This is a genomic window from Adlercreutzia sp. ZJ304 (genome assembly GCF_011039075.1).
Classification (GTDB): domain Bacteria; phylum Actinomycetota; class Coriobacteriia; order Coriobacteriales; family Eggerthellaceae; genus Adlercreutzia_A.
Genome location: NZ_JAAKEG010000008.1, coordinates 21185 through 35710, shown reverse-complemented (window position 1 = coordinate 35710; position 14526 = coordinate 21185). Strand labels below are relative to the sequence as shown.

Sequence of the window (14526 nt, the reverse complement as noted above, 5' to 3'; positions counted from 1 at the left end):
TTGCATTATTGCGAGCGCTACTCGCGCGCCGCTGCCTAGCGGAACCCGAGGAACCGGACTTCTGTCGTGAGCTGTATGCCATACGACTCGAACACCCGTGCCTTTACAGTATCTATCAATTGGCGAACATCGGCAGCGCTAGCGCCGCCTGTATTCACTATGAAGTTAGCATGCTTGTTACTTACTTGTGCGCCGCCGCACTTTGTACCTTTCAAACCTGCCTTATCTATCAACTTTGCCGCCGATTCTCCCGGCGGATTCCGAAATACACTGCCACAACTAGGAAGATCTAGCGGCTGCGATGCTTTGCGCCGCTTCAAGTTCGCCTCCATTTTCCCACGAATGAAAAACGGATCAGCACCTTCTAGCGCAAGTTCGCACTCTAAGATTACATCATCTAAGGCAAAAGACGTGGCGCGATAGCCCCATTTCACATCGCTTGCCTGCAGCTTGCGCATACCTACACCCGGCGTATATACCGTAACACTAACAACCCGACTGCCAATATATTCATCAGCCGAACCTGCATTCATGCGAAGTGCGCCGCCTAAATTCCCGGGCGTTCCAACAGCGAACTCCAACCCGGCAAGCGATCTTTTAAACGCCTCTTGCACAACAGCAGACAACAAAACACCCGCGCCCGCCGATATGCTAAGTCCATCTTCCTGTACACGAAAAGCTCGAAAATCGCGTCCGAGAGTAACCACAACACCATCAAAACCACTATCAGCCACAAGCAAGTTAGACCCGCGCCCAACCATTGCCCACGACATGCGCTGGTTCGCGCAAGCATCTAGCAAGCCGGTCAGCGCCGAAAGCGAATCGGCACGCACAAACCAACGGGCTGGTCCGCCTATACGATACGTAGTATGTGCGCTCATAGGTTCAGCCAGCATAACCTCGCCGTCGAAAGCGGGGTTCATTAGCAGCGCCTCGAGCGGAGTCGCATGTGCTGCCAAAAGCTACTCCTTCGCCAATTCCGCCAGAATTAATGGACCAATTTCCGTAACATCGCCAGCACCCATCGTTATTATCAAATCGCCCGGGTTCGCAAGTTTAGCCATAGCAGAAGCTGCATCTATACGCCTATGAATATAATTAGCCTGCGGATGACCTTCATGTTGAAGCACAACATTCAAAAACGTTTTACCTGTAATTCCGGGCACCGGTGCCTCGCCCGCTGAAAACACATCCATAAATGTAACCGTATCGGCATCGTCGAACGCTTCGCCAAATTCATCTTTCAGCACTTCGGTAAACAACGGAGCACGCGAATACCTATGTGGCTGAAATAGCACATGAACGCGCGCAAATCCCAACTCTTTAGCCGCACGCACCGTAGCGGCTATTTCAGTGGGATGATGCGCGTAATCGTCCACCACGGTAACGTCACCAGTCTTGCCAACCAAATCGAACCGACGGCGCACACCTGCAAAATCAGCCAAAGCGAGCGCTGCTGCAGCAACATCCATTCCCAAAGCATCTAGCAATGTAAGCACAGCCGCACCGTTTAGCACATTATGCTTTCCGGGGTTTTGCTTAATGCGGCTTTGCACAATCGCGCCACTTGGCAGCTGCAGCTTAAACTCCATGCCAACTCCTTCTGGCATACATTCAAGTATTCGCGCATCGCACGCATCGCCAAAACCGTAAGTTATAACCTTACCTGCACTTTTGTGCGCCGTATCTACCAACTTAGCATCTTCACCACATACAACTATGGGCGCACCGTCGGGCACAGTGTTCATAAACTGGCTGAACTGGTAATAGATTTCGCCCACATTTGCATAGTGGTCTAAATGATCGGGCTCTATATTAGTAACTATAGCCGCCATCGGGTCAAGCCACGTAAACGACTTATCAGACTCATCAGCCTCTACCACGTAAAATTCCCCGCGCCCACTATGGGCATTCGTGCCATATTGGCGAACCGTACCACCAATAAGAAACGTAGGGTCTTTCCCCATAGAATCTAGCACGCTAGCCAACATAGAAGATGTGGTTGTTTTCCCGTGGGTACCAGCCACCGCAAGCGTTTCCAATCCACGCCCAAGTGCAGCAAGCATCTGCGCTCTGTGAACAATATGCATGTTACGGCGCTTTGCCTCTTGCAATTCTGGGTTATTCGGCAAAATAGCCGTAGAAACTACAACTGTTGCATCCGTCTCGGGTAAGTTCTTGGCATCGTGCCCAATAAAAACCTGCACGCCTTCGTCTTGCAAACGCTTAGTATAGCGGCTGGCTTTCATATCGGACCCGCTAACTTTAAAGCCCTGAGCCACAGCTACACTAGCTATGCCGCTCATGCCAACTCCGCCTATACCGATAAAATGCAGGGTGTCAGAGATAGTGTGCGGCATTTTAATACTTCCTTTTTGCGTTTGCTCTACATTTGCGAACCTTTATTTTACCGTGATGCGCTTATGTTTGCAGCCACACAATTTAGTTTGCCACATCTATCACAATATCAGCCAGTTTATGTGACGCATCGGCTGTTTCAAGCGCAGCCGCCGCCTGCTGCATACACTGCCGCTTGCCAGCATTGTCCACCAATTCAAGCACCGTATCGGCAAATTCAGGCGTATCCAATTTATCGTCTGGCACTAATTCAGCTGCACCAGCAGCTACATATCCTGCAGCATTTTTCGTCTGATGATCTTCTGCGGCATAGGGAAAAGGCACCAAAATCGCCGGAATGCAACGCGCAGAAATTTCCGCCAACGACGTAGCGCCAGCTCTACTAACCACACAATCGGCAGCAGCAAGCGTTTGCGCCATCTTGTCCTGATAGCCCATCACATGCCAGCGCTTCGCTTCGCCTTCGCTAAGCGACAGATCGGCTTGCACCTGTTCTAGTTCTTTTTGCCCCGTAATGTGCACAATGTGAAGATTGCTGCGTTGAAGAAGTTCATCTTTCATAGCCACAATGGCATGATTAATATGCCTAGCCCCTAAGCTACCACCAAACACAAGCAGCACAAGCGCATCGTCGGCAATGCCATACATTGCACGCCCCTCTTCGCGAGTTGCGCTAAGCACGCTAGCGCGCACGGGATTCCCCGTGATATATGTGCGCGAAGGATCGGCATTATTGCCAATGGTGTCTTCGTATGTTAAACAAACCGCAGCAGCACGCTTTGAAAGATACTTATTAGCCATACCCATAACAGAATTCTGTTCGTGCAAAACAACAGGAACGCTCATCTGCTCTGCCGCCCTAGACACCGGAATGCAGGCATAGCCCCCAAAACCTACCACAGCATTGGGTTTCAATTGTGAAAACCATGCCTTAGCTTGCTTTGTACTTTTCGCAATGCGGCGCACCCCTGTAACAATTGATGCTGGATGCGAACGGCGAAAGCCACTAGCATCAAAAGCTTTATACGGCAAACCCGCCGCTACAGCTAAACGAGATTCCAATCCATTTGGAGTACCGGCAAAATACACTTCTAATCCGCGCTCTTCTAAGACTTCAGCAAGCGCCAGAGCAGGATTAATGTGACCGGCTGTGCCACCACCTGAAAGCACTATCTTCTTCGCCACTGATCGCTCCTTCCGCCTCTGTCTTGCCATTGTGCGCCGCCACCGGCACCTCCGCGATGCACCCTAAATTCTTGACGCACCCGCTCATGTGAATCTGGCATTTCCGATGCACGCTCTACCGATAGAATCAGCCCCACCATCAGAAGCGACGCAACAATAGATGTACCACCCGACGATATGAACGGCAACGGTTTTCCCGTAGTCGGGAAAACACCAATGGTGCAGCCGATATTCAAAAACGCCTGAAATACCAGCATAATTGCAAACCCACCTGCAATCATAGCGCCCAATTCGTCAGGTGCACCCTCGGATATTTTCAAACCCGCATACAGTACCAGTAAAAACAGCGTTACAACAACTAGCGCACCTACAAGCCCTGTCTCTTCACCAATAACCGCAAAAATAAAGTCGCTTTCCGACGCAAACAAATAGTCGAACTTTTCGTGCGAATTGCCAATACCTACACCAAACAAACCGCCTTCGGAAAGCGCGTAATACGACCTGATAATGTTGTATCCGGTACCGTATCCATTCTGCCCGTCACCCCAAGGGTCAAGATACACCAAACGCCCACTGCGAAAGCCCGTGCCAAAAATGGCGTAAGCTGCCGCTATAAACAGCAACGCGCCAATGCCTAAAAGCCATTTGCCCGATATGCCGCCAATCCACATAACGGCGAAAATACCTACAACACAAATAAGGGTGGTACCTAGGTCAGACTGAGTAAGATACAGAAAAACTACCGGCAGCAATATAAGCAGCAGAGCCTGCACAATAGCTGCGCGCACCTCTATATTGCCTTGGCGCATATCGTTCATAATACGAATTGCCATTAGCAGCAACGCTATTTTTATAAGCTCGGAAGGCTGCATACCTAAAGGTCCAATGTAGAGCCAGCGCTTAGCACCGTTAACCTCTGTTCCGGCAATCCATGTAAGGAACAGCAGCACTATGCCAACACCCCACACTATCCATGTAAAAGACCCCGCCCATGCACCATAAGGAATAACGCGCCATATAACAATTGCAGCCACTATTCCAATAACAGCAAATGCCGCCTGATTGCCCACATCAGAAAATGGCGACTTCCCAGCGCCCGCCAGTACAACGGAAGTCGTAGAGTAAACCATGAGTAGCCCAATAGCCACAAGACAAAGCACTGCCACAATAAGCAAAGTGCGTGCCGTACTCATGCCATGAGCGTGTGAACTGCGATTTTTATCGCGCGCCATGCGCCTATTCTCCACAAACGCTTCGCGCGCGCTCTACCAAATCCTTAAAAGAGTCTCCGCGCTCTTCAAAACAAGTAAATTCATCAAATGACGCACACGCCGGAGAAAGAAGAACAATATCGCCCGCATCGGCTATATCCAACGCCATATTGAACGCATCAGCCATGCCTACTGCTCTGTGCACATCAATAGAGTCTATGTTCGCGAATGCCTCCGCAAATCTCTCAGCCGATTCCCCGTAATTAATGACAGCCTTAGCATGAGCAGCACAAGATTCCACCAAATCGGAAAGGTCGGTGCCTTTATCGCGCCCGCCAAGTAGCATTATTGGCTTCTCGGGCAAAAACGCCGCAACAGCCTTTAAGGTAGCATCGGTATTAGTAGCTTTCGAATCGTTATAGAACCGCACGCCGCGAACAGTGCCGACAGGCTCTATTCGATGCGGAAGCGGCGCAAAAGAAGTAAGCGCACCCGCCACACATTCTGCATTAGCCCCAGCAGCAATAGCAGCCGAAGCTGCCGCTAGCGCATTTTCCACATTATGGGCACCGGAAAGCTGCAAATCGGCAATATTGCAAAGCGCATACTCTTCACCGCGCAAAGCCACACACATCGTGCCATCGGGTAAAACAAAAGCAGCGTTGCGCGACCCGCACGCCTGTCGCATATCGAAATTGATGCCCTTAGCAGTACCAAGCGGAATGTAGTCAAACCCACGCGTGCTGTCTGCCCTAAGTTGTCGAATTTTTGCACGCACTTCGTCATCGGTTGCATTAAGCACCGCAATGCCATCTGCCACATTCGCTAAATTAGCCAGCACTTTCCACTTAGCCTCTGCGTAGTTCTCATGCGATCTGTGCCAAGCCAAATGGTCGGGTGTAATATTCAGTACCACAGCCACATCGGGCGCAAACGCAAAAGTAGAAGCCAACTGATAAGACGAAACCTCAGCAACATAGTAAGTAGTTGGAGCGAAGGGGGGGGTGGTCTTAAGCGCAGTTCCGCACGACGCAAAAGCACCAGTGGTGCTTTTGCCAAAGTCAGGACTGTTTGAGCAGAAGACTTCTCCCCCCTTTGCTCCAACGGACATTAAAGAAGCCTCGGATAAGCGGAGTGAAGACTGCGCAGCTTCTGAACGCAGCTCTTCAGCTACCTGAGCAGTCTCGGTATTCATTGGAGAGGCTTCGGATGAGCGGAGTGAAGGCTGCGAAGCTTCTGAACGCAGCTCGTCCGAAGCCTCCCCAACAGCAGTTATGCACGCATCCCCAATATTCCCAACGCAGCGCACATTGTATCCGCATTCACGCATTATATGCGCAACAAGTGCAGTTGTCGTAGTTTTACCATTTGTGCCGGTTATCGCTACCCATTTTGAATTTGCGGCGCTTTCACGCCAAGCGAATTCTACCTCGCTTATAATTTCCGAACTTGCCGCCTTTGCCGCATTGTACATGTTGCTAAACTGCGATATCCCGGGACTTGCTATGCACAAATCGAATTCGCCATCTATTGGCTGCTCGTCGTTTTCAACAACGGTTAGCTTGCGAACGCGACTGCCTACCAAAGGCTTCAAGTAATTTAAGCATGCTTTTCCGGTAACACCCAACCCAAGTATAGCCACATGCCCTAGATCTGCATAAGCCATCTTGCGGTGTTCTAGCAATAAGCCCGCCATTATGCCACCAACGATTCCGCGAAGTAAAGCACAAATCCGCATATAGCGAACGTGCCCGATATAATCCAGAAGCGAACAACCACCTTCGTTTCACTCCATCCTTTTTTCTCAAAATGGTGATGAAGCGGAGCCATAAGGAATGCACGCCTTCCTGTACGACGAAAATGCCATACCTGAATTATGACCGATAGCGCCTCGCACACAAACAAGCCACCAATTATTATTACAACGAATTCGGTCTTTGTTACAACCGCCAAACAGCCTAGCGCCATACCCAGCGCAAGCGAGCCCGTATCGCCCATAAAAATATCTGCCGGGTGGCTGTTAAACCAAAGAAATCCTACACATGTGCCCGCTACTGCCGCAGCAAAAATAGAAGGTTCCAGCATGTTTTCTCGGTAAGCAATAGCAGCCATTACCAGCATTACTATCATAACTGTACCAGCAGCTAAACCGTCTAGTCCATCTGTCAAATTTACGGCATTGCACATACCAACAAGCAGGATAAGGCAGAATACAAGGTAGAGCCAAGGTATTTGCAGCTGCCCATCGCCCATAGGGATAGTGGTGGTCAAAATTCCCAGATCGAAAGTGTATATAAACGGAATTTCCACAGTAGGCGGTATGCCCAAAAGATTCACAGCGCAAAGCACAAATATTGCAGCTATGACGAATTGACCGACAAGTTTTGCAGCGGGAGTAAGCCCAAGTGAGCGGGCGTGCGCCACCTTCGACACGTCGTCTATTAAACCTAAAACACCAGTAAGCACTACTGCGCCCAATAAAAGATACGTTTCCAAATCGGGCAAGCCCACCAATAAAATAGTTAGCGCTACAGCTATAAGCATTATTACGCCGCCCATAGTAGGCGTTCCCTGTTTAACTAAATGAGTCTGTGGTCCATCATCGCGAACTTGTTGTCCAATGTGACCTCGCCTTAGAAAGCGTATAAACGCAGGCATGAAAAGTATTGTTAACACCATGCCAAATACAGTGCCAAGAAATACTAGAAAAGTAGGATATGCAGCAAAAAAAGAAAACATTAACTTATCAGCCCCTCAACCAAACGGTCGAGCCCCATGAAATGCGACGCTTTTACAAGTACTGCGTCGTCAGCGCAAAGAGTCTCTTCTAACTCTCCTAAAACTTCGCCAATTCCTTCAGCAACAATAATGCGCTCATTTGGCAATCCTGCCTCACGCGCCCCTTCAGCAATATAGCGGCTAAGCTCGCCCACACATATAAGCGCATCTATTGGCTGTGCTGCCACATATCCACCAACGCGCATGTGGCATTCCTGAGCAAAATCGCCCAATTCACCCATATCACCCAAAACAGCAAATCTGCGCCCCGATATATCCATCGCTCCGAAAGCACGCAGCGACGCACACATAGAATCGGGATTCGCGTTGTATGCATCGTTTATAACAATGAAGCCATCGCGCCCTTTACACACCTGCGCCCTACCCGGCTCTGGAAGAGACTCGGCTAGTGCCTGCGCTACTGTCTGCAAAGTCATTCCCATGGAACGCCCCACAGCAGCAGCTGCGCAGGCATTCGACACGTTATGCAACCCCATAAGGCTTAAGTGACATGAAGCGCGTTCAACATCGGGTGCCATTGTAAACAACGTCGGCTGGCGCGGGTCTTCATCAGAATCTGCAAAACCACTAGCACAAAGCGTAAATTCCGCCGACCCTTGCGCATCTAAGCGAACATCCTCAGCCCAAACGCGCGGTCCTGCCGGCAGCGCATCGGCTTCACGCGCATCATCGTAGCCATTAAAAGCAACACAGGTTATGTTGTTGCGCTCAAGCTTAGAACGCTCAACCATAACGGCGGCATATTCATCATCGGCATTAATAAAAGCTCTTCCAACACCTTGCGGAAGTGCTGAGAATAGTTCCGCCTTGGCAAAGGCAATAGCCTCACGGCTTCCAAGCAACTCTATATGTGATTCGCCGCAATTTGTAACAAGCCCCCAATCGGGTCGCGCCACTTCGCACAGCTGTGTTATCTGCCCAGCACCGCGCATCCCCATTTCCACTATTACAACTTGCGTTTCGGGCTGCGCATTCAGAATTGTTTTTGGCACACCTAATTCGTTATTCTGATTCGCCTCGGTTGCCACAACGGAAAAGCACGCTGCACACACATCGCGAGTAAGATTCTTGGTGGTGGTTTTTCCGGTAGACCCGGTAAGACCAACAATTTTCCCTTTCAAGTGCCGTCGCCATTCACTAGCCAGATCGGTTATAGCATGGAATGTATTAGGCGCTTGTATTATTGCCACACCAAGTTCGCGCGCCAGCGTGCATGCCCTAGCATCGGGCGCTTCGCTTACAAGCGCGCCAATAGCACCCGCGCGCAACGCCGGCTCTACAAATTGATGCCCATCAACATGCTCACCGGGCAATGCAACGTAAAGCCAACCGGGCTCTACATCGCGCGAATCCCACGTAATGCCCGTTAAAAGAGCACTTCCGTCTATCGGTTCTATCAAAAAATCCCCGCCGGTATACAGGGCAATCTGTTTTGCGTTTAAGCGCATTTTAACTCCTGTGCGCCCTTATCTTTAGCGCTTTTGCTGCCGTCTCACAATCGTCGAAATGAATCTTTTCATCTCCGATAATCTGATAATTCTCATGTCCCTTGCCAGCCACTAAAACAACATCTCCGGAACTGGCTGCATCTATAGCCAACTGTATAGCACGAGCCCTGTCGGGCTCTACGCTAAATTTCTCTTTTTCTGAATTCATACCAGCCACAATATCGCAAATTATTGCTTCAGGGTTTTCACTTCTAGGATTGTCGCTAGTAACTATTGCGAAATCGGCGGCCAGCGCCGCTTTGCCCATTATGGGACGCTTCGCGCTGTCTCTGTCTCCGCCACAACCAAATACTACTATGGTGCGACCCGCGCCCGCAATTTGCTTCACAGAAGCTATTGCCTTTTCAAGTGCATCCGGAGTATGCGCGTAATCAACCACAACAGACACACCCGAAGAACTGCTACCCTCAACCAGCTGCATTCGCCCGGGAACAGGAGACGCGCTAGTTAGCGCCTCTATAGCGTCTTGTGCCGAAATTCCCAGTTGAACAGCTATACCTAAGGCACAAGCCGCATTCTCTACATTAAAACGCCCAACCAAAGGATACGTTACTGTAAAGTCTTCTCCGCATATATTAAATGTAGCGGTTGTACTTATTGCACCATATTCAACATTGCGCCATGCTATATCAAAGCTGCCCGCCTCGTCGGCACCATAAGTAAGAACTTTATCTCCCGCGTCTAAGCAGCGCTGTATTAGCTTAGCACCCCACTTATCCTGCCCGTTTATAACACGAGCCGCAGGATAGGCGGAACTAAACAGCAAAGCCTTTGCCTCGAAATACGCATCAAACGTTTTATGGTAATCAAGGTGATCTTGCGTCAAATTCGTAAACGCACTAACAGCAAACTTAGTGCCCCATGTACGTTCAAGATCTAACGCATGGGAACTAACCTCCATCGCAGCACACGTTACACCCGCATTTCGCATATCGGCGAACATGCCCTGCAAATCGGGCGATTCAGGAGTTGTGCGCTCGCTTTCTACGCGCTTGCCATCTATCTGAATGCCCACAGTGCCTATTACGCCTGTTTTGTGCCCCATTTGTCGCATTATGTGCTCTACCAAATAAGTGGTAGTGGTCTTGCCATTCGTGCCAGTTACACCAACCAAATTGAAACTTTCACTTGGCCAGTCGTAGAAAGCGCACGATGCTTCAGCCATGGCACGCCGCGAATCGGACACAATCACTTCGGTTACATCTGTTGCGTCGGCTAGGTAAACCTTGCGCTCAGCCACAATAACGCTAGCACCGCGGTCTATGGCATCTTGAGCAAACGTGTGTCCATCCACACTAAGACCCACTATGCAAAAAAACGCATCTCCCGGCGCTACGCAATCGCTTCTATGGGCTAGACCCCCTACCTCAGCCGATTCGTCCCCAATTACAGTACAGGGAACATGTTTAAAAAGTTCAGCACATGTTTTCTTAATCATGCCAACTCAATTCGGAACTATATTATATTGTTCGATAGCACTCGTCATTATATCCTTAAATCCCTCCGCTACATTGCCTTCGTAAATAACGTCATTTACACCAACGTAGCAAACTAGATTACTATTAGAATTATCAATGAATCCCACAAAGGCTAGATTGTATCTGTCTTCTGCGTATCCGCCGTTTTCGGCAATTTCGGCAGTAGATGTTTTGCCCACTGTACAGAATCCGTCGATATTAGCCTTTTTGCCAGTACCGTCGGTAACAACACCGCGCAGCATTTCGTTTACATCTTCAATAGCTTGGTCGTTGTCAATTACTTTTTCGGAATCGTATTGAATCCATTCGCCTGTTTGCGGCTTCATAAGAAGAAAATGCGGCTGAACTAATGTACCGCCCGTTGCCAATACTCCGTAAAAGCGAGTCATTTGCAAGGGAGTTACAGTAATACCCTGACCAAAACTAATATTGTATCCAGTAATTTTTGCCCATTCGTTAAATTTGGGCATACTGCCTTGCGCCTCGCCCGGGTAATCCACGCCCGTTTTTTCAGAGAGCTTGCAAGTGTTTATCATGTTGTAAAGATTTTCAAACCCAGCTTTTTCAGTAGCAAGCGAAATGCCCACATTTGAAGACTTACTTATTATGTCGCGCAGCGAATATATTACATCTGGGCGCCATTTAGCATCAGTTATGACGTATTCGTCAGCATGCAGTTCGCGCGGGGCAAATATTGTATCGTCTACCCCCATAGCATCAGCATCGCGCACAGTCAGCGCCGACACCGATTTGAAAGACGAACCCGGCTCTATTGGCTGCGTAACAGCCAACAAATTATCGGAACCTATGAGAGATTCGCTAAGATTTGTAGGGTCTAAATATGGATACGAACAAATGGCATATATTTCGCCTGTATCGGCATCCATAACAACCGACGAACCATGCTCACTATCGTAGGTTGTCACCTGTTTACTAAGCGCAGCTTCCATAGTATCTTGCAGGCGTATATCTAAGGAAACCATTATGTCTTCACCATCTATTGCGGGGCTGTCTTCATGCACGCCACCGGGAATAGGTGTTCCCTTAACACCGCGTTCACCAGAATATTTGCCGGGTGTACCGCGAAGAATTTCGTCATATTGCAACTCCAAGCCACTTATGCCATTACCGTCTACATCGCAAACACCTATTACCTGACCCCCCGTAGCGCCATGCGGATATTCGCGCCTGCTGTCGGAAATGAAATAAATGCCATCAAGCTCTAATGATTTCAGTTCTTCCGCCTTGTCAACATCGGCTTGACGCTTCACATAAACAAAAGAAGTAGAATCTTTAGATAGCAGCTTTTCGTAGTCTTCCGCGTTGCCTTCAAGTATGCGCTGAATTTGCTCAGATTCCCACTTCGCATCTGTAACCTCTGTTGGATTGCAATATATTGTGGTGGCATCAACACTGGTTGCTAAAATTTCGCCATTGCGATCGTATATCGTGCCACGACGCGCCGATATTTCGAAGTTGATGGTGCGTGATTCTTCTGCCTGCGCGCTGTATTCGCCAGCAACTATTACCTGAAGAAACACAAGGCGCAGAAAAAACACAGCCGCAATTATTGCAAAGAAAATGAACACGTAGTGAGTAGAGCGCAGAGCACCCGCATTCAAGATGTCGTCCGAGCGCAAACGCTGGCGGATATTTTGAGCAAAAGAAGCATCGGTGAAGCGAGTGCGTTGTTTGCCTCTGCCTCTGCCGTTTCCTTTTTTTCGAGAATTACCCGTCATATTGTCCTTATTGCGCCGCCGCAGCCATACTGCCAGAAAGCGACAGATTACCCGCATCGTCTGTTACAACTATATCGTCAGAAAGATCTATATAAGTAGTTTGCGCAGGCGATAGCATTCCTATGTTGTGCGCTTCTGTCTTTATGCGACCCGGATTAGACAGCGTGCTTTTCTCAAGTTCTAGCGCATTGCCCTCTGTTCGCGCTGCGTCTATATCGCGGGAAAGCTGACGGTATTCCAAAGCTGTGCTTATGGTCATGGAATCAAAGGTGACACGAACTGCACCCACCAGCGCAAATGCGGCTACAACTATAGCAAGCACGCGCACGGCTTTGGCAACTAGACTAGATACAGCTTGTGTTTCTTGCTCAGGTGCGCCGCCCGGCACGACCTCAAACAAAAAGTCTGGCTGATCTTCGTAGTATCGTGCCGAAGTGCCGTAGTTGTAATCCATATAAGCGCTCACGCTTACCTTCTCACCTCATCATGCAGCCTTAAAGCTTCTGAGCCACTCGCAACTTAGCGCTACGAGCCCGCGGATTCCGATCCACCTCAGCCGCATCAGGTAGAACGGGCTTACGTGTAAGTACTTTCAATATCGGCTTACGTCCACATGCGCACACCGGGAAATCGGGTGGACACGTGCAACGATTTTCAAAAGATGCAAATGTTTCTTTTACTATCCGGTCTTCCAAAGAGTGGTAGCTTATAACAGCTATACGTCCACCCGGGTTTAGCCATCTAATAGCCGCATCAAGTCCGCTGCGCAGTACCTCTAATTCGGAATTCACATGAATGCGTATTGCCTGAAATGTTCGTTTTGCCGGATGACCACCGTGGCGGCGTTCTGCTGCCGGTATAGCGGCCTTGATAATGTCAACCAATTGGTCGCTAGTTCTTATGGGCACCTCAGCCCTAGATTTCACAATGAATTCAGCGATGCGGCTAGCCCACCTCTCGTCCGAGTTAGTGCGTATGATCCGAGCGAGGTCTGCTGCGTTATAAGTGTTAATGACCTCTTGTGCGGTTAAAGTTTGATTACTCGGATCCATTCGCATATCGAGTGGTGCGCCTTCCTTATAAGAGAAGCCGCGTGATGGCGTGTCCAGCTGTACCGATGAGACACCTAAATCGAACAATACCGAATCGATACCGACGATGGGTATTCCCATCAGAAGTTCATCCATGTTGCCGAAATTGCCCGCTAGCACCTCTATATGCGGCTTTACATCAGCGGGAAGTTTAGAGAGCTTTTGCTTTGCCTCTTCCCGTGCCACCGCATCTTGATCGATGCCTATTAGCAAACCTTCACGCCCAAGTTTGGCGGCCACCAACATAGCATGACCCGCAAACCCAAGCGTTGCATCTAGATGCACGCACCCCGGCTGACAAGCCAGAGCGTCTATACATTCGGCAGATAGAACCGGAATATGCCGATATTCGCTTGTCATAGTGCCTTGAGAGTGCAGCGTAGTCTGCTTATGCAGACATTACCGCGCTACCCTCAACTCGAGATCATCGGCTAAAGCCGATTCCTTCCAATCGCTATCTTTCTTCTTGTCGCTTTCGTAGAAAGCTCCCAAATCGATGTCGTCCATTGTCTTATCGTAGGTGCTTGCATCCCAAATTTCGAAATGCCCAGTGTTGCCAACTACAACCACTTCACGCTCTATTGAGCAAGCCTCGCGAAGTTCCGGCTTAAGCATTATGCGACCCGATGAATCAATTTCCACTTCATCAGCACGCGACTTCAATTTGCTGCGCATAAGCACATGGCGACGATCTGATGCGTTGTAACCACCAAAACGATCGATAAAAAGTTGTTCAACCCATTCGTTGAATGTATCAGGAGTAAACACGTAAAGGCATTCATCCTGAAGTTCACGAGAAACGATTAGCTCGCTCGGGAGAACCTTGCGGAATTTCGCGGGGAGAGCCATACGACCTTTGGCGTCAACCTTAAAGCGAAACTCACCAAACAGATCGACCAGGAGGGGTCGATCAGCGAGTTTCTCTTCTGTGACGGCTTTTGCCATTCAGCGTAACCCCATTCTGCATTTATGTGATGTTTTGATTCGATTGATACTGCGTTTCAAAACCCCACAAGGCTTCCGTGAATGAAATCTTATGACACTTTGCCCCACTTTGCAACATTTTTATGCATTTTCGGACCACTTCATGAGCTAAATGTCCCACTATGCACACAAAACGAAAACCCGTTCGATATAACTACCGAACGGGTGTTTTA

The 14526-nt window shown here is 49.2% G+C and carries 12 protein-coding genes; all 12 read right to left on the bottom strand.

All coding sequences use genetic code 11. The features are described from left to right. Positions 1-35: 35 nt before the first annotated feature. Positions 36-959 (bottom strand): UDP-N-acetylmuramate dehydrogenase, encoded by a 924-nt coding sequence (gene murB / locus G7Y46_RS05810; protein WP_241157070.1) that lies wholly within the window; start codon positions 957-959, stop codon positions 36-38. Between the two features lie 3 nt (positions 960-962). Then, a complete protein-coding gene (gene murC, locus G7Y46_RS05805) occupies positions 963-2360 on the bottom strand; it encodes a UDP-N-acetylmuramate--L-alanine ligase (RefSeq protein WP_165253173.1) in 1398 nt (465 codons plus the stop codon). A gap of 82 nt (positions 2361-2442) precedes the next feature. Beyond that, the gene (gene murG / locus G7Y46_RS05800; RefSeq protein ID WP_241157069.1) at positions 2443-3543 is read right to left on the bottom strand and encodes an undecaprenyldiphospho-muramoylpentapeptide beta-N-acetylglucosaminyltransferase; all 1101 of its coding nucleotides are present in this window, start codon (positions 3541-3543) and stop codon (positions 2443-2445) included. Further along, the gene (locus tag G7Y46_RS05795) at positions 3528-4775 is read right to left on the bottom strand and encodes a putative peptidoglycan glycosyltransferase FtsW (RefSeq protein ID WP_165062286.1); all 1248 of its coding nucleotides are present in this window, start codon (positions 4773-4775) and stop codon (positions 3528-3530) included. Before G7Y46_RS05795 ends, murG begins: the two co-directional genes overlap by 16 nt. A gap of 4 nt (positions 4776-4779) precedes the next feature. After that, the gene (gene murD, locus G7Y46_RS05790; protein ID WP_165253169.1) at positions 4780-6450 is read right to left on the bottom strand and encodes a UDP-N-acetylmuramoyl-L-alanine--D-glutamate ligase; all 1671 of its coding nucleotides are present in this window, start codon (positions 6448-6450) and stop codon (positions 4780-4782) included. Next, the gene (mraY, locus tag G7Y46_RS05785) at positions 6450-7493 is read right to left on the bottom strand and encodes a phospho-N-acetylmuramoyl-pentapeptide-transferase (protein WP_165253167.1); all 1044 of its coding nucleotides are present in this window, start codon (positions 7491-7493) and stop codon (positions 6450-6452) included. Before mraY ends, murD begins: the two co-directional genes overlap by 1 nt. Beyond that, positions 7493-8953 carry a UDP-N-acetylmuramoyl-tripeptide--D-alanyl-D-alanine ligase gene (gene murF / locus G7Y46_RS05780; RefSeq protein WP_241157068.1) on the bottom strand — a complete coding sequence of 487 codons (1461 nt, stop codon included), beginning with the start codon at positions 8951-8953 and terminating at the stop codon, positions 7493-7495. The genes mraY and murF overlap by 1 nt, the downstream gene beginning before the upstream one ends. A 49-nt stretch (positions 8954-9002) precedes the next feature. After that, entirely contained in the window at positions 9003-10499 is a 1497-nt protein-coding gene (locus G7Y46_RS05775) for a UDP-N-acetylmuramoyl-L-alanyl-D-glutamate--2,6-diaminopimelate ligase (RefSeq protein WP_241157067.1), read from the bottom strand. Between the two features lie 6 nt (positions 10500-10505). Next, positions 10506-12278, bottom strand: coding sequence for a penicillin-binding protein 2 (locus G7Y46_RS05770; RefSeq protein WP_165253163.1), 1773 nt, complete (start codon positions 12276-12278; stop codon positions 10506-10508). A 7-nt stretch (positions 12279-12285) separates the two neighbouring features. After that, positions 12286-12744, bottom strand: a complete 459-nt coding sequence (locus tag G7Y46_RS05765; RefSeq protein ID WP_165062291.1) for a cell division protein FtsL — start codon at positions 12742-12744, stop codon at positions 12286-12288. Positions 12745-12772: 28 nt separating this feature from the next. Beyond that, complete coding sequence (rsmH, locus tag G7Y46_RS05760) at positions 12773-13729, bottom strand: 16S rRNA (cytosine(1402)-N(4))-methyltransferase RsmH (protein WP_165062292.1); 957 nt, start codon at positions 13727-13729, stop codon at positions 12773-12775. Positions 13730-13768: 39 nt separating this feature from the next. Continuing rightward, positions 13769-14314: a division/cell wall cluster transcriptional repressor MraZ gene (locus tag G7Y46_RS05755; RefSeq protein WP_165062293.1), complete on the bottom strand. Its 546-nt coding sequence runs from the start codon at positions 14312-14314 to the stop codon at positions 13769-13771. Positions 14315-14526: the final 212 nt, after the last annotated feature.